Source organism: Pandoraea sp. NPDC090278 (assembly GCF_044772185.1).
Lineage (GTDB): Bacteria > Pseudomonadota > Gammaproteobacteria > Burkholderiales > Burkholderiaceae > Pandoraea.
Window position 1 is genome coordinate 236039 of sequence record NZ_JBIVYJ010000006.1, and the last position, 18276, is coordinate 254314.

General features: G+C 63.0%; 19 protein-coding genes. 8 read left to right on the forward strand and 11 right to left on the reverse strand.

Annotation, left to right across the window (positions count from 1 at the left end; translation table 11 throughout):
* Window positions 1–138 precede the first annotated feature (138 nt).
* On the forward strand, window positions 139–606 hold the full coding sequence (locus tag ACIQWO_RS21685; protein WP_402828772.1) for a cupin domain-containing protein: 468 nt from the start codon (window positions 139–141) through the stop codon (window positions 604–606).
* 71 nt (window positions 607–677) lie between these two features.
* Here ACIQWO_RS21685 and ACIQWO_RS21690 read toward each other — a convergent pair whose 3' ends face one another.
* On the reverse strand, window positions 678–971 hold the full coding sequence (locus tag ACIQWO_RS21690) for a hypothetical protein (RefSeq protein ID WP_402828774.1): 294 nt from the start codon (window positions 969–971) through the stop codon (window positions 678–680).
* 263 nt (window positions 972–1234) lie between these two features.
* Between ACIQWO_RS21690 and ACIQWO_RS21695 the strand changes: the two genes are divergently transcribed.
* The gene (locus ACIQWO_RS21695) at window positions 1235–1954 is read left to right on the forward strand and encodes an NAD(P)H-dependent oxidoreductase (RefSeq protein ID WP_402828776.1); all 720 of its coding nucleotides are present in this window, start codon (window positions 1235–1237) and stop codon (window positions 1952–1954) included.
* Window positions 1954–3879, forward strand: a complete 1926-nt coding sequence (gene kefC / locus ACIQWO_RS21700) for a glutathione-regulated potassium-efflux system protein KefC (RefSeq protein ID WP_402828778.1) — start codon at window positions 1954–1956, stop codon at window positions 3877–3879. Before ACIQWO_RS21695 ends, kefC begins: the two co-directional genes overlap by 1 nt.
* 53 nt (window positions 3880–3932) lie before the next feature.
* On the opposite strand, the gene ACIQWO_RS21705 is transcribed toward kefC, so the two are convergent.
* Window positions 3933–4358, reverse strand: a complete 426-nt coding sequence (locus ACIQWO_RS21705; RefSeq protein WP_402828780.1) for a hypothetical protein — start codon at window positions 4356–4358, stop codon at window positions 3933–3935.
* A gap of 271 nt (window positions 4359–4629) precedes the next feature.
* On the opposite strand from ACIQWO_RS21705, the gene ACIQWO_RS21710 reads away from it, so the two are divergent.
* Together ACIQWO_RS21710 and ACIQWO_RS21715 are read left to right on the forward strand one after the other, a co-directional pair.
* On the forward strand, window positions 4630–5952 hold the full coding sequence (locus ACIQWO_RS21710) for a TIGR00366 family protein (protein ID WP_150664542.1): 1323 nt from the start codon (window positions 4630–4632) through the stop codon (window positions 5950–5952).
* 113 nt (window positions 5953–6065) lie between these two features.
* Window positions 6066–6968, forward strand: a complete 903-nt coding sequence (locus ACIQWO_RS21715; RefSeq protein WP_402828783.1) for a ferritin-like domain-containing protein — start codon at window positions 6066–6068, stop codon at window positions 6966–6968.
* Window positions 6969–7079: 111 nt separating this feature from the next.
* Here the strand turns inward: ACIQWO_RS21715 and ACIQWO_RS21720 are convergent, their stop codons facing one another.
* Window positions 7080–7490, reverse strand: a complete 411-nt coding sequence (locus ACIQWO_RS21720; protein WP_072633351.1) for a DUF4148 domain-containing protein — start codon at window positions 7488–7490, stop codon at window positions 7080–7082.
* Window positions 7491–7651: 161 nt separating this feature from the next.
* Window positions 7652–8392 carry an alpha/beta fold hydrolase gene (locus ACIQWO_RS21725; RefSeq protein ID WP_402828786.1) on the reverse strand — a complete coding sequence of 247 codons (741 nt, stop codon included), beginning with the start codon at window positions 8390–8392 and terminating at the stop codon, window positions 7652–7654.
* A gap of 126 nt (window positions 8393–8518) precedes the next feature.
* Here ACIQWO_RS21725 and ACIQWO_RS21730 point away from each other — a divergent pair, with 126 nt between their 5' ends.
* Window positions 8519–9190 carry a helix-turn-helix transcriptional regulator gene (locus ACIQWO_RS21730; protein ID WP_402828788.1) on the forward strand — a complete coding sequence of 224 codons (672 nt, stop codon included), beginning with the start codon at window positions 8519–8521 and terminating at the stop codon, window positions 9188–9190.
* 55 nt (window positions 9191–9245) lie between these two features.
* Here the strand turns inward: ACIQWO_RS21730 and ACIQWO_RS21735 are convergent, their stop codons facing one another.
* The 3 genes from ACIQWO_RS21735 to ACIQWO_RS21745 form a co-directional block, all read right to left on the reverse strand.
* Entirely contained in the window at window positions 9246–10193 is a 948-nt protein-coding gene (locus ACIQWO_RS21735; protein WP_402828790.1) for an SRPBCC family protein, read from the reverse strand.
* On the reverse strand, window positions 10177–10533 hold the full coding sequence (locus tag ACIQWO_RS21740) for a helix-turn-helix transcriptional regulator (RefSeq protein ID WP_039401336.1): 357 nt from the start codon (window positions 10531–10533) through the stop codon (window positions 10177–10179). Before ACIQWO_RS21740 ends, ACIQWO_RS21735 begins: the two co-directional genes overlap by 17 nt.
* Window positions 10534–10635: 102 nt before the next feature.
* Window positions 10636–11547 (reverse strand): bestrophin family protein, encoded by a 912-nt coding sequence (locus ACIQWO_RS21745; protein ID WP_150664546.1) that lies wholly within the window; start codon window positions 11545–11547, stop codon window positions 10636–10638.
* 188 nt (window positions 11548–11735) lie between these two features.
* Here ACIQWO_RS21745 and ACIQWO_RS21750 point away from each other — a divergent pair, with 188 nt between their 5' ends.
* A complete protein-coding gene (locus tag ACIQWO_RS21750; protein ID WP_402828793.1) occupies window positions 11736–12164 on the forward strand; it encodes a hypothetical protein in 429 nt (142 codons plus the stop codon).
* Between the two features lie 108 nt (window positions 12165–12272).
* Here the strand turns inward: ACIQWO_RS21750 and mmsB are convergent, their stop codons facing one another.
* The 3 genes from mmsB to ACIQWO_RS21765 form a co-directional block, all read right to left on the reverse strand.
* Window positions 12273–13202 (reverse strand): 3-hydroxyisobutyrate dehydrogenase, encoded by a 930-nt coding sequence (gene mmsB, locus ACIQWO_RS21755; protein WP_402828795.1) that lies wholly within the window; start codon window positions 13200–13202, stop codon window positions 12273–12275.
* A gap of 31 nt (window positions 13203–13233) precedes the next feature.
* Complete coding sequence (locus ACIQWO_RS21760) at window positions 13234–14733, reverse strand: CoA-acylating methylmalonate-semialdehyde dehydrogenase (protein WP_402828797.1); 1500 nt, start codon at window positions 14731–14733, stop codon at window positions 13234–13236.
* A gap of 77 nt (window positions 14734–14810) precedes the next feature.
* The gene (locus ACIQWO_RS21765) at window positions 14811–16049 is read right to left on the reverse strand and encodes an ABC transporter substrate-binding protein (protein WP_402828799.1); all 1239 of its coding nucleotides are present in this window, start codon (window positions 16047–16049) and stop codon (window positions 14811–14813) included.
* Window positions 16050–16203: 154 nt separating this feature from the next.
* Between ACIQWO_RS21765 and ACIQWO_RS21770 the strand changes: the two genes are divergently transcribed.
* Window positions 16204–17190: a LysR family transcriptional regulator gene (locus tag ACIQWO_RS21770; protein WP_402828801.1), complete on the forward strand. Its 987-nt coding sequence runs from the start codon at window positions 16204–16206 to the stop codon at window positions 17188–17190.
* 22 nt (window positions 17191–17212) lie between these two features.
* Here the strand turns inward: ACIQWO_RS21770 and ACIQWO_RS21775 are convergent, their stop codons facing one another.
* Window positions 17213–18190, reverse strand: coding sequence for a LysR family transcriptional regulator (locus ACIQWO_RS21775; RefSeq protein WP_402828803.1), 978 nt, complete (start codon window positions 18188–18190; stop codon window positions 17213–17215).
* Between the last annotated feature and the right edge of the window lie 86 nt (window positions 18191–18276).

Sequence of the window (18276 nt, forward strand, 5' to 3'; positions counted from 1 at the left end):
CGCGAGTGGGCGTATAGTCCGGCACAGGGCCTCGCGGGACACATCGGTGTGCCTCCGAGGCCCTTTTTGCATCTTTCGCATTCGTCCGTGCTTTTCCCTTGCCGTCGTCACCACACGTCTTAGCCAAGGAATCAAAACATGCGCCGTTATGTCCTGCTTGCCGCTGTGCCTGCCGCGTTCGCTGCGGGCTTCCTCTCTTCCCATCTGATGCCAACCGCCGTGGCGCAGTCAGCACCGCCTGCGGCACTCACGCCACAGATCATCGACGTCGGCGCCATGACCGACGAACAGATCGGCAAGCTCGTCCCCAACGTGGGCACGCTGCGCTCGCGCACACTCGTCGCCACGCAGAACGGCACCGTCGCCGTGCAAAGCGGGAACGTGCCGCGTCATACCCATCAGGATGCCGATGAAATTCAGTACGTGATTTCGGGTAGTGGCACGTTCTGGCTGGGCGACCAGCAGCGCGAGGTGCACCCCGGCGATCTGATCGTGATTCCGCGCGACACCGTACATGCCGGGTCGCAGAACACCAGCGGCGAGTTCAAGGTGCTGGCGATCAAGCTGCCGCCGCAGGCACCGAACGACATTCAATGGGTGAAGTGAAAGGATGACGGTCCGGCACGGAGACGCCTGACGGTCCCGTGCCCATCACCGCGCAGCGACGCAGCGACAGGTCAGCCCAAGTTGCGATTGATCCAGACGGCGCCGTACCCGAGCGCAAACATCGTGAGCAGCAGCGGCACGGAGATGCGCAGGATCTGAATGACGAGCGGACGCGGCGGCAAATCCTCGTCCTGCGGCATACGGGCCGCCTCATGCAGCGCACCGGTGCAGAGCGCCGCCGCCACCGCGCTAGCGAACACCCAGAACGTCTGGTTGTAGAGCAACGCGACGAGCAGCAGCGTGAGCGCCACGTTGCGTCCGTGATAGATCAGATTGACGGTATTGCGAAAGGCTTGCGGCGACATGTCGGAAAAGCACTGACGTATGCATGACTGCACCGCCTGCGCGAAGTGTCTTGTTATTCGTTTTTTGATCCGCAGCACGCATCGAAACGCATCGCGGTCCTTTAATTCCCCACTTAATCCCTAACGGCGCTGGCTGCCGAGTCTTTAGCGGATCGTCGGCCGTTCACCGTCGGTCGGTGGCATGTGCGCCGTGCATCTTACCGCGCCGAATCCACACCTTCGCGTGATGCCGTGCATCATACGAATGGAGTATCCTCCCCCGCATGACAGCCCCCGCTTCCTCCCGTCTCCAGCAAGCCGCACAGGACACCCGCGACGGTGCCCCGCAGCGCGCCGTCTACGTCATCGTGGCGCACCCGCGCTGGCGCGACTCACGCGTGAACCGACGCCTGCTTGAAGCCGCACGCGGCATCGAAGGTGTCGACGTCAACGATCTCTACTCGACGTATCCCGACTTCAGCATCGACGTGGCCGCCGAGCAAGAACGCGTGGCGCGCGCCGACCTGATCGTGCTCGTGCATCCGATTTACTGGTACAGCATGCCGCCGTTGCAGAAACTTTGGTTCGACGAAGTACTCTCGTGGGGCTGGGCTTACGGTCAGGACGGCCACGCGCTCGCCAACAAGGACCTCTGGCTCGTGGCCAGTACCGGCGGGCCGCTCGAAAGCTACCGTCCGGAAGGGTACAACCAGCACGAATTTTCTGCCTTCCTGCCCGCCTACGAGCAGACGTCGCATCTGTGCGGCATGCGCTTTTTGCCGCCGCATGTGCTGTTTGGCGCACGACGCTGCGACGCTGCCGCACTCGACACCCACGTGAGCGAATTCGCCGGACGCCTCGCCACCTATCCGCACTGGCCCGAACTGATCTCGATGGCAGACGCTGCCGAATGTCAGGCGATCCCGTCGACGGACCGGCCGCGCTGCGCGACTGGCGACAGCACAACAGACACCGCCGATACGACTGCCGGGAGGGCCACCTGATGGAACACGTGCCGTCCTGGTTGCTCGCCAGCCTCATCTATCTGGCGGCGGCCGTCATCGTCGTGCCGCTCTCCCGTGCGCTCGGTCTCGGCGCGATCATCGGCTACCTCGCCGCCGGGATTGCCATCGGCCCGTGGGGCCTCGGCCTTGTCTCGCGAGTGGAAGATGTCCTGCACTTTGCCGAATTCGGTGTGGTGCTGATGCTGTTCCTCGTCGGCCTCGAACTGGAGCCGCGCCGCCTGTGGAGCTTACGACGGCCGATCTTCGGCTGGGGCTCGGCGCAGGTCATCGGGTGCGCCGTGCTGCTGTTCGCGGCGGGCGTCGCCCTCGGTGCGCCGTGGCGCATCGCCCTCGTCGCTGCGCTCGGTCTCGCGTTGTCGTCCACCGCCATCGCCTTGCAGGTGATGGCCGAGCGCAACATGCTCGCCACCGCCAGCGGTCAGGCAGGCTTCTCGATTCTGCTGTTCCAGGACGTCGCCGCGATCCCGATTCTCGCGTTGCTGCCGCTGCTCGCCGATTCGGTCGATAGCCATGCGATTACGGGCACAGCGCGCGCACTCGAAGCGCTGAAGATCGTCGGCGTGATTGCCGCCATCATTCTCGGCGGCCGTCTCGCATTGCGTCCGCTGCTGCGCTGGATCGCCAACAGCAAAACACCCGAGATCTTCACGGCGGCGGCGTTGTTGCTGGTCGTCGCCATCGCGACGTTGATGCAACTCGTCGGCTTGTCGATGGCGCTCGGCGCCTTCCTCGCAGGCGTGCTGCTCGCCGAAAGCGAATACCGTCGCGAACTCGAAACCGACATCGAGCCGTTCAAGGGATTGCTGCTGGGGTTGTTCTTCATCGCCGTGGGCATGAGCATCGACTTCGGTGTGCTGATGGCACAACCGCTGCGCATGCTCGCCGTCGTGATCGGCTTCATGGCGCTCAAAGGACTCGCGATCTACAGTCTGTCGCGTCTGATGCAGTTGCCGTATCAGGAGCGTCCGATCTTCACGCTGCTGCTCGCGCAAGGCGGTGAATTCGCTTTCGTCGTGTTTCAGTCGGCGGGTCCGCAGGTGCTGCCACCGGCGGTGTCGTCGTTCCTGATCGGGGCCGTCGCACTATCGATGTTGCTCTCGCCGCTGCTGCTCGTGGCCATCGACAAGTGGTTGCTGCCGCGTTACAGCGTGAAGGGGTCGCCGCGCATGGAGGAGATCTCGGAGCCGCAGTCGGCGAACGTCGTGATCTGCGGCTTCGGACGTTACGGCCAAATCGTCGGCCGCACGCTGATTCCGCAAGGCGTGTCGGTCACCGTGCTGGACCACGATCCGGACACTATCGAGAGTCTGCGTCAGTTCGGCTTTCGGGTGTTCTACGGCGATGCGACGCGCCTCGACCTGCTGCGCATTGCGGGCGTGGCCAACGCGCGTGCGGTGGTCATCGCAGTGGACGATATCGATCAGTCGCTCGAAATCGCCGATCTGATGCGCGAGCATTTCCCCGACGTGCCCGTCATCGCCAGAGCACGCAACGTCGGACACTTGTTCCAGTTGCGCGAGCGTGGCGTGAAGCACATCGAGCGGGAAGTCTTCGAGTCGTCGCTGCGCAGCGCGCGCTCGGTGCTCGAAACACTCGGATGGCCAGCGTCCGAAGCCCGTGAAGCGACGATGGCGTTCAGACGCGCCAATTTGCAGTTGACGGACGAAATGTATCCCTCCTACCAGGATCGGAACAAGATGATCGCCACCGCGAAGGAAGGGCGTCGTCAGTTCGAGGAGCAGATGGCGCGCGAGCGGGCGACGCGTCGCGCGCAGCGTCAGGTCACGTTTGGTTGGGATGGCGACAGCGCCCCCGAAAAAACACCGGAGCCAGCCAGCGCCGACACATCAATGTCTCAGGACCAAACCGCGACATCACGCGCAGGCGACGAACCTCGCGCCTGAGCTTTCACCAACGCACGCTATCGCGTCGATAGCGTGCATCCCCATCCCGCCAATCAGTCGAACGGCTTGAAGTGCCCGTCGGCAGGCACGCGGGCGTCGGCGCGCAGACGCGTTTCCGCTTCCACACCGGCGAGTCCACGGTAGTAAAGATGTACGGCAATGGCCGCCGAGTAGCGGCGGATTTCCACAAGCGTGAGATGTGCGTGCTCGGCCGACGTGAACATCAGATACGGCGATTCTTCTTCGATCAGCCCGGCGACCTGATGCAGGCCGTGACGGTGCAGCACTTCCGCGAGTTCGTCGCGGCTGCGGTGCGTATTCGCGTCGGTGGCCGGGTACATCATGCGCAGCAGCGCGAGCGGATGGTCGGCAACGGCGAGCGACAGCGCCTGTACGACAGCGTGACTATCGAGAGCCGTAGCCACGGCTTCACCTTCGGGACGATGCTGCGGAAAGAGTTGCTCAAGGGTCAGCGACATGATGAGTCCATTGCAAGGTAGCTGCGAAAACTACGACAGCGGCTCTACAGTCTAGTCACGTCTGCGCGCGCGATATAGCGTGTCGCGCGAATACCTGCGTTGCATGCGCCGCAACAATTACCAAATATTTCATCCGCCGCACTGGCCTTCCTGCCACAACGTCCGCCGCATTGTCATTACGCAGTTTTACGTCATGCCGTGGCCCCCGGGCCGATGACACAATGCACGGCTAGAAATCGGTTAACAAATTAACAAAAAGGAAGAGACAGTCGTGGTCAAAGGTATTTCCCGTTTTTTCACGCAGGTCGTGCACCGCTTTTTGCCCGATCCGCTCATCTTCGCCATCTTCCTCACCGTCATCACGTTTGCCCTCGCCCTCGGCTTCACCCCCAAGACGCCGGGCGATCTCGTACTCCTCTGGGGTTCGGGCTTCTGGAATCTGCTCGCTTTCTCCATGCAGATGGCGATGATTCTCGTGACGGGTCACGCCCTCGCCAGCTCTGCGCCGATGAAGCGTGCGATGGCCGCACTGGCCGGTTCGGCCCGCTCCCCCGCGCAAGCCACGATGATGGTGGCGTTGCTCGCCGGTGTCGCGTGCGCGATCAACTGGGGCTTCGGCCTTGTGCTCGGCGCGATGTTCGCGCGTGAAGTGGCACGTCGCGTGAAGGGCACCGATTACCGCTTGCTCGTCGCATGTGCCTATATGGGCTTTCTGACGTGGCACGGCGGACTCTCCGGTTCCGTGCCGCTCGTGGCTGCAACGCATGGCAATCCGATGGAAAAAGTCGTCGGCCTGATTCCCGTCTCGCAGACGCTGTTTACCGGCTACAACGCCTTCATCACCATCGGCCTGATCGTGATGCTGCCGCTGCTGGCACGCGCGATGATGCCGCGTCCGAACGAAGTCGTGTCGGTCGATCCGAAGTTGCTTGTCGACGAACCGACGCATGAACGCGTACTCGGCCCGAACGCCACCCTGGCCGAAAAGCTGGAGGAAAGCCGTCTGCTGTCGCTGCTGGTGTTCGTGCTGATTGCCGCGTATCTGGTGCTGCGCACCGTCACGAAGGGTTTCACGCTCGACATCGACACGGTGAACATTGCGTTCCTCGGCATCGGCATTCTGCTGCATCGCACGCCGATGGCCTATGCGCGTGCCGTGGCGAACGCCGCACGCGGCGCGTCGGGCATCATGATTCAGTTCCCGTTCTACGCTGGCATTCAGGCGACGATGGATCACTCGGGACTCGCCGGTGTCATCACGAACTGGTTCATCGAAATCGCCAACGTCCACACGTTCCCGCTGCTCGCCTTCCTCAGTTCGGCCGTGATCAACTTCGCGGTGCCGTCGGGCGGCGGTCACTGGGTGGTGCAAGGGCCGTTCGTCATGCCCGCCGCACAGGCGCTGCATGCCGATCTCGGCAAGGCGGCCATGGCCATCGCGTACGGCGAAGCCTGGACGAACATGGCACAACCGTTCTGGGCGCTGCCCGCGCTCGCGATTGCCGGACTCGGCGTGCGCGACATCATGGGTTATTGCGTGACCGCGCTGCTGTTCTCGGGCGCGATCTTCATCGCGGGGATGTATCTGTTCTGACGGGTTCCGTGCGGGCTGTCGATGCGACGGCCTGCACGGCGCGCATGTGGTCCTGGTGATATGATTTTTGTCGACGCTGACAGACCTCATACCGAATGCGATATCCCGACCAGATGTCCGACACGTTAGCGGCCGCCGTAGCGCAGGCCGACCATGTCATGCGGCATTGGCAATACGATGTCGACGGCCCCGTGAGAATTGGTTCGGACTCCCATAAACGCATGTTCTGCCGCATGCTGCTGGAGTCTCACAACCCCTACAAGCCGTCCGTCATCGAGTGGCCGAAGCTGCCGCCCGACGCCCTCAAACGTCTGACCGCGCTGCCCATCTGGGACATCGCCGTGCAGACGGAAGGACGCGCATCGATTCGCGTCGCGACTTACGCGGCGACGATTCAAGATCCGCTGCTGCGTGAAGCCCTCGTCATGGACGGCGAAGAAGAAGCGCGTCACAAGGTCGTGCTCTCCAAACTTGTCGAAGCCTACGGCATCGAACTCGCCGCCGAGCCGCCCTACCCGCCGCCGAAAGACGCCGAATGGGCGTGGATGAAAACCGGCTTCAGCGAGTGCATCGATAGCTTCGTGGCCTTCGGTCTGTTTCGCTCGGCGCAGCGCTCCGGCTATTTTCCCGAAGCACTGGTCGAGACGTTCGAGCCGGTGATTCAGGAAGAAGCGCGCCACATTCTCTTTTTCGCGAACTGGGTCGCCTGGTACCGGCGCACACTGCCGTTCTGGAAGCGTCCGTGGTTTTACGCGCGGGTCGCAGCCGTCTGGGTCACGCTGATCTGGGATCGCATGGCCATCGCGCGCGGTATCGACACCGACGGCGTCGCGCGCGACGCCAACTTTCCCGCGACGGGCACGGCCGACATCGGCGAATCGCTCAAGCCGCGCGATCTGATCCTGCTGTGTCTGGAAGAAGACGCCCGGCGCATGGACGGTTACGACAAGCGCCTGTTGCGTCCGACATTCGTGCCGAAGCTCGCCCGCATCGCGTTGCGCTTCATGAAAGCCTGACGAACGATGCTTCCGTAGACAGATCGCGAACACAAAAAAGCCGTCCCGGGCATCACACCCGGGACGGCTTTTTAACTTGCTACTGCTGCGGCCCTATCAGCCGCGAGGCGATCAGCTGCCTTGGAATTCGTCCAGTTGGCCAGCAGCGCGGGCACGGGCCAGCTCTTGCTTGACGTCGGCACGCGACACGCTCGAACCTTGGGCGACGGCGGCGACCGGGTAGTCCTGGTCGTTTTGTGCCATCAGGCCTTCGGCACGGGCTTGCGCCAGTTCCGTCTTCACTTCGGCGCGGGTCTTGCTCTCACCCGAAGCGACATACACCGGATAGTCGGCGTCGCCTTGCGGGATCAGGCCGTTGGCGCGAGCCTGAGCCAGATCGGCTTGCACGGCGGCACGCGTGAGCGGCTGACCTTGCGAAGCGATTTCGGGGTAGTTGTTGCCGTTTTCGGCAGCGTTGCTAGCAACAGCACCAAGGGAGGCCACAGCGGCGATAAGGGCGATTGCGATGTTCTTGCGGTTCATTTTCCTAACTCCTGTCATGTTGCGACGACTTTGTTTTGAATTGCGCCGTCGATGGAAAGAAGTCTAGAACTCGCGCTTGCAATGAAAAACGCGATATTTGTCGAGGAACTATTGTGTCTTTTGACGAGAATTAATGCACCGCATTGGTGCACATAAAATGTTCAAAGCGCCTCTGACGCCGCAGACCGAATAACTTCGGCAAGGTCGCGGGCACGACTCCACATAGGCCAGTGTCCCGTCGGTAGGTCGATGACGTCGACGGTTTCGAGCTTTACGACTTCGGCGAACATGGGGTGCCCTTGTCTGGCCATGTCCAGCACTTGCGCACTCGAGATCGAACAGCACACGAGGGTCGTCGGAATGGTGTTGCGGACGTCATTCGTCAGCTCGATGGTTTGACGAAGCACGGGGCCGGGCTCAGGGACGGCCTTGGCGCGAAAACGTTCAAGTACCTCTGCGCTCAGACCTTCAAGGCTCGCCTGCCGAGCGAGGACGTCAAAAGGTGGGAGCGGAAGCGCTTCCATATCCTGCGGGAAGTCCGGCGCGAACGCGGTCCCGGTCGCCAGAGGACCGGAGTCGACCCAGATCACTCGATGAACGAGTTCGGGATGCCGATCAAGGACGAGGCTGACGGGAGCGTTCGCCCCACTGTGAGCGACGAGCGTGGCGGGCCGGTCGCCGCAGACATCGAGTCGGGCGAGGGTGCCTTCGATTGCTGCGGCTTGGTCGTCGAGGGTCCTGGTCGAACGTGCAGGGTCACCTCGATCGAGACCGGGCAACGTCATGGCGACTGCACGAGCGCGATCGTCTCCCAAGTGTTCGAGGACTTCATCCCACGCCCAAGCACCCAGCCAGTGACCGGCGATGAGAAGGATTGTCGGTGTGCTGTTCGAAGTCGTCATGTCTTCATCCTGTTCGAAGTGGTCATGTCGCCATCTTCGTGCACGCTCCGGACAGGTGTATGGCACTATTTATGTCACGAATTTTAAACGTGCTGAACCGTGAAGCGAGTAGAACGACTGAATGCCTTGTCCGAGATGCTGCGGCGGAACGGAACGCGAGGGTGCTCCGCCGAACGGCTGGCGAGCGAGTTTGGCGTGTCGGTGCGCACCGTCAAGCGAGACCTCGATGCGCTCGAACGTAGCGGCGCGCCCATCTGGTCGCGCCCAGGCCCCGGGGGTGGTTACCATTTCGCGGACGGTGCATCTTTGCCGCCGATCAGCCTGTCTGCAGCACAGGCCGTGGCGCTCATGGCCGCCGTATCCGCTGCGCGCGAGGCCCCCTATTCGGATCTAGCAACGGCCGGGGTGCAAAAGATCCTCGACGTGCTCGATCCCAGAACCCGAGCGCGAGCCGACGCGCTGGCCGGTCGCGTCTGGGTCGATGCACCTCCCACCGCTTCGCGCAGGATCCGGTCGGCGCTGGAAGAGGCGATGGCCGAACAGCGAGTCGTTCGTATTCGATACACATCCCAGTCCGGGGCAACGACCATCCGCGATGTCGAGCCCGTGCTGTTCGCCTCCACAAACGGCCAGTGGTATCTCGTTGGCTGGTGCCGCATGCGCGACGCGATGCGGTGGTTCACCGTGTCACAGGTCGAGCGGGCCAGCGTGACCAAGACAGCCTGCACAGGCCACACCATCCGTGAGGTCGGCACACCCCCAGCGAACGCCAGGCCGGTCCACGGCCGGGGCGAGTGAATCCTTCAATCAACTCGCCCCGGTCAGTACAGCTAGCGAACCAACGAGGCCGCCGTCAATCCGTGAGCGATGCGCCGAGGGCGTCGAGCAGCGAATTGGTGCCGCGCTCACGGGATCCTGCGTCGTCGTAACCGTCCAGAAATGCGCCTTGCTCGGTCATGACGAGATGGGTCCCGCCATCGCGCGCCTTGATGTCGATGGTCGCGAGCGACACCGAAATCTTGCGCGTATCCAGATGCATTTCGTACACGTAGACGAGACGCGTGTCGGGGACCACGTCGTAGTAGAGCGCGTCGAAAGTCGACACCATGCCGCTCGTCCACCGAGCCTTCGCCGTTTCACGGCCGCCCGGACGAACATCCATCGATCGCTCGATCAGCGTCAGGCCGTCGCTTCGCGCAAACCATCGATCCTTGGCCTCGCGCTCCGCGAGTGCGCGGAATACACGGGCGGGCGATGCCGGGTACTGGCGCTCGAGACGAAACGTCGAATGCACGACGCTACGCTGCGTCGGCGCTTCGGCTTCCTTCATGACTTCGCGTCCCAGCTTGTCGAGCGTTTGCGTCCATCCCTGCCCGGCACCTTCCGGCATCCATGCGAAGGCGGGATCGAGCACCGTATAGCGTTGCTCGACGTCGAGCTGCGTGCCTTGCGCCACATCGGTAAAGCTCGCGGTGGTGAGCGCGCTGAACAACGGGTGCCCCTTCTCGTCGGTCACTTTCATGTCGATGACCAGACGCTTCGGTGCATCGACTTCGACGAAGCGCCCGCGAATCCAGTGCGATTCGCCTTCGGGCGACTGCATGCGCAGATCGAACGCACCACCCTCGCGAGCGTCGATCTGTGCTTCGGGCACCGTGTAACCGGTCGGGCAGAACCAGCGCTTGACGGCGTCGGTCGAGGTCCATGCACGAAACACCACGTCACGCGCCACTGCGTACGTGCGGCCAACGGTGAGCGGACGCGCTTGCGCGCTCGCTTTTGCTTCACTTGCTGTCGTCATGAAGGTCTCCTTCGGGCGGCAGGCTGGCCAGATACTCGCCCAATCGGTCGAGATGGCCCTCCCACTCGTGACGGCGCTGGTTGATCCATCGCTCTGCAAGGCTCAGCGCCTGAGGTTCGATCCGGCACGTGCGCACACGTCCCGCCTTTTCCGTTCGCACCAGCCCCGCACTCTCCAGCACGGAAAGGTGCTGCATGACCGCCTGCAACGACATCGACAAGGGTTGCGCCAGCGCGCTCACCGACGCTGGCCCCTGCGCCAGCCGCACGAGCATCGCTCGGCGAGAGGCGTCGGCCAGCGCCTGAAAAGTCAGATCGAGGGTGTTGTCATGGTCAAGCATGTGCTTGAGTATAGTCGCGATAAATACTAAAGCAAAGACTTTAGTATTAAATTTTTCGGGAAAGACGTCGGCGACTGGGGAGCCGCCGAGGCCTCGGAAGGCTCAGGTAATGATGTGATGCTCGCGCGCCCGCACTTGCGCCGTGTGCTGGCGATGCAGGATTTCCCGCAGCGATTGCTCGATGGTCTCGGACATGGCGTCGAGCGCCAGATCGTTCGCTTCCAGACCAAACGGCTCCTCGATCTCGGCGCTCACCGCTTCGAGCGCAAAGAACGTGTACGAGATAAAGGCGACGATGACCGGTGTCATCGGCCCGATGGAGTCGACCAGCCCGAACGGCAGCAGCAGGCTGTAGAGATAGGTCACGCGGTGCAGGATCACGCCGTACGTGAACGGAATCGGCGTGGTGGCAATGCGTTCGCAGCCGCCAATGGCTTCGCCGAGGCGGTCCAGATGCATCTCCATGACCTGTGCCAGCGGCGCTTCGATCTGCCCGCGCATGCGACGCTCGCGTAGCCACTCGCCCGCCATCAGCAAAATGGTGATCGGCTTGAACTGCTTGCGTTTGAGGCACGCCACGTCTTCCTTATCGAGCAGACGCTCGAAGTCGGCGCGCGGGTCCGTGCCACGCAGTTGGTGGCGCATACCGTGCACGAAGGCGATGAGATAAGCGACGAAGCGCGGCGAATCGGAGGTGTCCGAGACGAGCGTCATCGACTGACGGGAGAGCGCCCGCGTCTCGTTGAGCACACTGCCCCAGAGCACACGAGCTTCCCAATAGCGGGCGTAGCTGGTGGTGTTGCGAAAGCCGAGAAAGATCGCGAGCGTAATGCCGATCAGCGAGAACGGGATGAACGTGAGCGGGATCTTCCATTCGAAGATGCGCCCGTGCGCCAGCGTGACGACAATCGAAATGATCGTGGTGAAAATGAGCTGCGGAGCGATCTTGGGCAAGATCGAGCCACGCACGACGAATAGCATGCGCAGCCAATGCAGATTGGGACGGACGATCATGATGACGAATGGGGCGCTCGCAAGCGCTGAGAAACTGGCCGTGGGGGGAGCCGTTGGGGCCGGATGATACGCCGATATTCGCGTCATTGAAATGGTTGCAACCGATTGCAACATCGCTGTTCGGCCCGTCCCCGCTTCGTGAGAATGCTCATACGCCGTCTTGGCGTACCTCTGGGTCAATAACGATCATGAACGTCCCACACACTACTTCTCGCAAACAACTCGCCGGTCGTGCCGGCAAGGCCCGTGGACTGGCCTCGATTGCCCTGCTCGCCGGACTGGCGGGCGTGGTCGGCAGCCTGTCGGGCTGCGTGGTCGAGCCGCCGCGCCCGGCCCCGGCTGCCCGCGTCGTCGTCGAACAGGACCCGCATACGGTGGCCGTGCAGCGTCGTGAGCAGATCGACCGTCGCATCGGCAACGAGTCGCGCGACATCGACAATCACGTGAATCAGGGCTATTACCCGCCGCCGCGAGGCTACGATCTGCATCGCCGCCTCGACGCCATTGCGCAGGAAACTCGCGACATGGCCGCACAGCACGGTGGCGGATTGTCGGCAGACGAGCAACGCGCGCTCAATCAGGAACTCGATCAGTTGCACCACATGATCGCCGGTTGATCGGAAAAACGTCCCCATCAGGTCTGCAACGACAAACGAAAACGCCCGTCAGGCACGATGCCGACGGGCGTTTTTGCTCTCGCGCGTCTCACTCAATGCGCGAAGGCGTTACTTCACATTCAGCGCCTGCGCCAGCGTCACTGGGTCCTGGAAGATGCTCGAAAAATCGAGTCCGCCGTGCCCATTCGCGCGATGCACTTCGAAGATGCGGCGCGCGAGATCGCCCAGCGGCGTCGCCACGTCGCTCGACTCGGCCGCACCGTGCGCGAGACGCAAGTCCTTCGCCATCAGATCGGTCGCGAAACCGCCGGTGTAGCCGCGCGAGGACGCCGCATTCTCCATCACACCTGGACAGGGGTTATACACCTCAAGCGTCCAGTTGCGTCCGGAGCTTTGCTGCATCACCGCCGAGAGCACCTTCGGGTCGAGACCGTTCGCAATGCCCAGGCGCAGCGCCTCGCTCGTGCCCGCCATCAGAATGCCCAGCAGCATGTTGTTGCATAGCTTAAGCGTCTGCCCTGCCCCGAGCGGGCCGCCGTGGTGAATTGCTCGCCCCATGTTGCCCAACAGCGGTCGCATACGCTCGACGAGAGCCGCATCGCCGCCGACCATGAACGTCAGCGTGCCTGCCGCCGCGCCTGCCGTGCCACCCGAAACCGGCGCGTCGAGCAGCAACGTGCCGGGTCGCGCAAGCTTCGCCAGTTGACGGGGAATCTCCGGCGGCACCGTACTGCTGTCGATCAGCACGGCGTCCGGCGCAGCATTCGCCAGCACACCGTCGGGGCCGTCGTAGGCCGCAAGCACGTGCTCACCGGCAGGCAGCATCGTGATGACAACCTGCGCGTCGCGCACCGCATCGGCAATCGATTTCGCCGCTTTACCGCCCGCAGCCGCGAGACGCTCCACCGCCTCGCCGGAGAGGTCGAAGCCGCGCACGGCATGTCCGGCCTTCACCAGATTCGCCGCCATCGGACCGCCCATGTTGCCCAGGCCGATGAACGCCACGCGTAGCGTCCCTTGTTGAGTTTCCGTAGCCATCGTCTGTCTCCGAAATCCGTGGAAGGACGCGTTACTTCAGCGTGATCGTGGTGTTCACACCCGACGGGCCGGTGCCGCGCGCCTGCCAGCGTGCGGTAACGGTCTTCGTCTGCGTCCAGAACAGAATCGCCTGCTTACCGTTCGGGCCAAGATCGCCAAGCTTCGACGCACGTGAACCGGTGAAGCTGAACCACGCAACCGGCACCGGAATCGGCAGATTGATGCCGACCTGACCGACGTCGATCTCATTCTGGAATTGACGCGCCGCACCGCCATCCTGCGTGAACAGCGCCACGCCGTTACCGTTCGGGTTCGCGTTGACGAAGGCAATGGCTTCGTCGAGCGTCTCGGCCCCGGCCATGCACAGCACCGGCCCGAAGATTTCCTCGCGGTAGATCGACATTTCGGACGTCACACCGTCAAAGATGGTCGGACCGACGAAGTTGCCGTCCGGTGCTTCCTTGACCGAGTGACCGCGCCCGTCGAGCAGCAGCTTCGCGCCCTCTTCCGCCCCCACGCCGATCAGTTTCTCCACGCGCGCACGCGCCTGCTTCGAGACGAGCGGCCCAACGTCGGCCTTACGATCCGTGCCCGGACCGACCTTGAGTGCACGTGCGCGCTCTACCAACTCCGGCACCCACTCGCGGGCCTCGCCAACCAGCACCGCCACCGACGTCGCCATGCAGCGCTGCCCCGCCGCCCCGAAGGCCGCGCCGAGCAGATGGTTGATGGCTTGCTCGCGATCTGCGTCCGGCAGGATCACGCAGTGATTCTTCGCGCCCATCATCGCCTGACAGCGCTTGCCCGCTTCCGATGCACGACGATAGATGTGCGTGCCGACATGCGTCGAGCCGATGAACGACACGGCCTTGATATCCGGGTGATCGCAAATCGCGTTCGCGATGTCCGGACCACCGTGTACGACGTTGAGCACGCCCGGCGGCAGACCGGCTTCGAGCGCGAGTTCGGCGAGGCGCAGCGACGCGCTCGGGTCTTGTTCCGAAGGCTTCAGCACGAACGTATTCCCCGTGGCGACGGCCAGCGGGAACATGAAGCACGGCAGCATCACCGGGAAGTTGAACGCGGTAATGCCCGCACACACACCCAGCGGTTCGATGAGCGTGTAGACGTCGACGCCACCGGCCGCGTTCTGTGCATACTCGCCGAGTTGCAGCGATGCAATCGAGCAGGCGTGCTCCACGACTTCGAGGCCACGTCCGACTTCGCCTTCGGCGTCGGGCAGCGTCTTGCCGTGTTCGCGCGTGATCAGTTCGGCGAGTTCGCCCGTGTGATCGCGCAGCAGTTGCTGGAAGCGCAGCATCACACGCATGCGATTGGCCTGCGACGTGTTGCGCCAGCCCTTGTAGGCCGCCTTGGCGGAAGCCACCGCCGCATCGAGTTCCTCGGTCGTGGCGAACGGCACACGCGCGACGACTTCCTGCGTGGCCGGGTTCACGACGTCGCGCCACTGCGACGTCTTCGATTCAACGCGCTTGCCATCGATGAGCAGCGGAATGGTGGGTAGGGACATGACACGCTCTCCAGATCGAAACGAATGCAGGGATTCGGGTAAGGGTTGAGGACCGTCGGGTGACGGCCCGATGTCGGTTACTTCGCTGCCGTGTTCGTCTTCACGAGCGAACAGGTCGACTTCGACAGCGGCTGGAAGGCTTCCGTCGCGGGGACGGTGGCCACTTTAGTGTAGTAATCCCACGGGCCTTTGGACTCGGCGGGCGACTTCACGCGGAACAGATACATGTCGTGAATCACGCGTCCGTCCGGACGAATCGACGCGTTGTGCATGATCGGATCGCGAATCGGCAATTCACGCATCTTTTGCGCAACCACCTTCGCGTCCACACTCTTTGCCGCCGCGACCGAGCGCAGGTAATGCAGCACGCTCGAATACACACCGGCCTGCACCATCGTCGGCTTCAGATTCTTGTACTTCTTCTGGAAGCGGTCGGACCACGTGCGCGAGGCGTCGTCGTAGTCCCAATAGAAGCCGTCGGTAAACATCAGCCCTTGTGCCGTATTCAGGCCGAGGGCGTGCACGTCCGACAGAAACACCAGCAGTGCGGCAAGCTTCTGACCGCGCTGCACGATGCCAAATTCACGCGCCTGTTTGAGCACGTTGACGGTGTCCTGCCCGCCGTTGGCGAGCGCCACGACCTGCGCCTTCGAGCTTTGCGCCTGCAACAGGAACGAGGCGTAATCCGACGCATTGAGCGGGTGTCGCGACTGGCCCACGACCGTGCCGCCGAGCGTCTTCACGATATCCGCGGCGTCTTTCTCCAGCGAATGTCCGAAGGCGTAGTCGACGGTGATGAAGTACCACGACTTACCGCCGTCGCCGACCACGGCGCGGGCGGTGGCGGCCGACTGCGAGTACGTGTCGAACATCCAGTGGAAGCCCGTGGGCGAGCAGTCTTCGTTGGTCAGACGCGTGGTGGCTGGCCCGGAGAACAGCACGACACGCTGCTTGTCCATCGCGAGCTTCTGCACGGCGAGCGCCGCCGCCGAGTTCGTCAGATCGGCAATCGCGTCGACGTTGTCGCGATCAAACCATTCGCGCGCCTTGTTGGCGGCGACGTCGGCCTTGTTCTGGTTGTCGGCCGACACCAGTTCGACCTTCATCCCTTTACATTCGGCGGCCAGACAGTCATCGATAGCCATTTGTGCGGCCACCACCGACCCCGCCCCGCCCATCGCCGAATACGTGCCCGACATATCGGTGAGCACGCCCACCTTGACGGGCCGGTCCGGCAACTGCGCAAACGTTCCGGCTGACGACAATCCCAAGCCCGCACCGAGTCCCAGCGCGAGCAGCCACGGCTTGATCTTCATCGCTTTTGTCTCCTTCAGGTCTTTTATGCTTTCGTCGCCGACGTCTATGCGTGGCGCTCATAAATTGTATTTGTGCGAATTTGCTTTACATAGCGAAAATCTGCATCTACTTTGTGCAGAAATGCACAAAGCAACTTCACACAGGAGCGGGGGTATGGGGCACAGCGGCACGACGAGAACCACGCGGTCAAGCGGCATTGCGGGGACGTCGGGTGCGGAACCGCGTCCCGATTGGGACGACCTTCGGTACTTTCTGGAAGTGGCGCGCACGCAGCGCGTGAGCGCGGCCGCGCTTCGACTGGGCGTCGATCACACGACGGTATCGCGACGGGTGCGTGCGCTGGAGCAGGCGCTCGGCACGCTGCTGTTCGACAAGTCGCGCAACGCGGGCTTCGCGCTCACGCCGGAGGGGCAGCAACTGCTGGTGCATGCCGAGCAGATGGAGACGGCGCTGCAATCGGCCTGCGAACAGGTCGCAGGGCTTGGCCAAACGCTCTCGGGTCATGTGCGCATCGGGTCGACGGAAGCGTTCGGCACCTACTTCGTCACGCCCGTGCTCTCACGCTTTCAGCGCGAATATCCCGCCATCGATTTCGACGTCTTGCCGGTGCCGCGCTTCGTCAGTCTCTCCAAGCGCGAAGCCGATCTGGCGATCACCATTGAGCGCCCGCAACGGGGACCGTACGTGTGCAGCAAGCTGTGTGATTACCGTTTGCAGTTGTACGCCACGCCCGGCTATCTCGCACAGTATGGCGACGTCTCGACGTTCGCCGATCTCACCGGGCGCCGCTTCATCAGCTATGTGGACGAACTCTCGTTCAGCAACGAATTGCGCTATCTGGAAGACATCGTGCCCGGGTGCCATGTCGTGCTGCGCAGCACGAGCGTCATCGCGCAATATCAGGCGGCGTTGCAGGGCGAAGCGCTGGCCGTTCTGCCGTGCTTCATGGCGGCGCAGGATCCCCGACTGGTGCCGCTGCTGGTCGACGACGTGGTCGTCACGCGCAGCTTCTGGATCTACTGTCACGAGGAGTTGCGCACGCTCAAACGCATTACGGTGCTGTGGGATTACCTGCGCGACGCCGCCCAGCGCAACGACGCCCTGTTGCAAGGCAAGGCCGGGCAGTTGCTGCTGACCTGACGCCGCACCGACACGTCTCCCGTCAGCGAATCTTGCGCTGCTCTTCCTCGATCACGGTCGGAATCGCGATGCGCATCGCTTCGACGAAGCGGCGCAGACGCGCGGGGTAATACTTCGCGTACGGGTACAAGAGATACATCGGCAGCGGTGTCGAACGCCACTTCGGCACGAGCTGGATCAGACGTCCCTGCGCAATGTCTTCAGCCATCACCCAGGCCGACGCGACGCCCACCCCCAGACAGCGCAATGCGGCACTGCGCAATGCGAACAGATTGTCCGTACTCATGCGCGGGTCGAATGTGATGCGCTCGCTCTCGTGCGTCTCGCGATGCGTGAGCGTGATGTCGGTCCGGTAGAACGTGGTGAGCGCGAGCCACGGAAACGCCGTTAGTTCGGAGGGATGCTCCGGCATCGGACGTCCTCTAAGCAACTCGGGCGATGCCACGACGATGCGCGGCACGTCGGTGAGCAGAATGGCGACGTTCGACGGGTCCTGCAACTCGCCCACGTGAATCGCACAATCGACGCCTTCCGCAATGAAGTCCGGCTCGCGATCTTGTAAGAACCAGTGCACCTTCATACCGGTATAGCGGTCGAGAAAATCGGCCAGCGGCCCGATCATCATGTCCTGCCCGAACGCGTGCGGCACAAGCACGCGCAGCGTCCCCTCCGGCTCGGCACCGGTGCCGCGCAGATCGGCCTCGAACGCCTCCCAACTGGTCACGAGTTCCTTCGCACGCGCGAAACAGCGCTCGCCGTCTTCGGTGAGCTTCATGCGATGGGTCGAGCGCTGAAGCAGTCGCAGGCCCAGCGAGCGTTCCAGCATTTGCAACCGACGGCTGACAGTCGGCTGCGTGGTGCCGAGCTGTGCCGCCGCCGCCGACAGGCTGCCGGATTCGACGATGCGCACGAAGGTCTGCATCAGTTCGACGCGGTCGGCACCGCCGGGGCGGAGGGCCGAAGGCGATGCGGAGGACGAGGGATCGAGGGGCTCTGTCATACGTCACACGTATAAAGGTTGTACGGATTATAGGTCTACCGCTGCACCGCACCAAGCGAGACACTACGCCCCGTCCCTTCCTACTG

Bases quoted from the DNA above. Each gene is read 5' to 3' on its own strand.
- ACIQWO_RS21725 (WP_402828786.1), bottom strand. From the start codon at position 8,392: ATGACGACTTCGAACAGCACACCGACAATCCTTCTCATCGCCGGTCAC.
- ACIQWO_RS21690 (WP_402828774.1), bottom strand. From the start codon at position 971: ATGTCGCCGCAAGCCTTTCGCAATACCGTCAATCTGATCTATCACGGA.
- ACIQWO_RS21765 (WP_402828799.1), bottom strand. From the start codon at position 16,049: ATGAAGATCAAGCCGTGGCTGCTCGCGCTGGGACTCGGTGCGGGCTTG.
- ACIQWO_RS21770 (WP_402828801.1), top strand. From the start codon at position 16,204: ATGGGGCACAGCGGCACGACGAGAACCACGCGGTCAAGCGGCATTGCG.
- ACIQWO_RS21705 (WP_402828780.1), bottom strand. From the start codon at position 4,358: ATGTCGCTGACCCTTGAGCAACTCTTTCCGCAGCATCGTCCCGAAGGT.
- mmsB (WP_402828795.1), bottom strand. From the start codon at position 13,202: ATGGCTACGGAAACTCAACAAGGGACGCTACGCGTGGCGTTCATCGGC.
- ACIQWO_RS21735 (WP_402828790.1), bottom strand. From the start codon at position 10,193: ATGACGACAGCAAGTGAAGCAAAAGCGAGCGCGCAAGCGCGTCCGCTC.
- ACIQWO_RS21760 (WP_402828797.1), bottom strand. From the start codon at position 14,733: ATGTCCCTACCCACCATTCCGCTGCTCATCGATGGCAAGCGCGTTGAA.
- ACIQWO_RS21695 (WP_402828776.1), top strand. From the start codon at position 1,235: ATGACAGCCCCCGCTTCCTCCCGTCTCCAGCAAGCCGCACAGGACACC.
- ACIQWO_RS21750 (WP_402828793.1), top strand. From the start codon at position 11,736: ATGAACGTCCCACACACTACTTCTCGCAAACAACTCGCCGGTCGTGCC.
- ACIQWO_RS21715 (WP_402828783.1), top strand. From the start codon at position 6,066: ATGTCCGACACGTTAGCGGCCGCCGTAGCGCAGGCCGACCATGTCATG.
- kefC (WP_402828778.1), top strand. From the start codon at position 1,954: ATGGAACACGTGCCGTCCTGGTTGCTCGCCAGCCTCATCTATCTGGCG.
- ACIQWO_RS21720 (WP_072633351.1), bottom strand. From the start codon at position 7,490: ATGAACCGCAAGAACATCGCAATCGCCCTTATCGCCGCTGTGGCCTCC.
- ACIQWO_RS21685 (WP_402828772.1), top strand. From the start codon at position 139: ATGCGCCGTTATGTCCTGCTTGCCGCTGTGCCTGCCGCGTTCGCTGCG.
- ACIQWO_RS21745 (WP_150664546.1), bottom strand. From the start codon at position 11,547: ATGATCGTCCGTCCCAATCTGCATTGGCTGCGCATGCTATTCGTCGTG.
- ACIQWO_RS21740 (WP_039401336.1), bottom strand. From the start codon at position 10,533: ATGCTTGACCATGACAACACCCTCGATCTGACTTTTCAGGCGCTGGCC.
- ACIQWO_RS21775 (WP_402828803.1), bottom strand. From the start codon at position 18,190: ATGACAGAGCCCCTCGATCCCTCGTCCTCCGCATCGCCTTCGGCCCTC.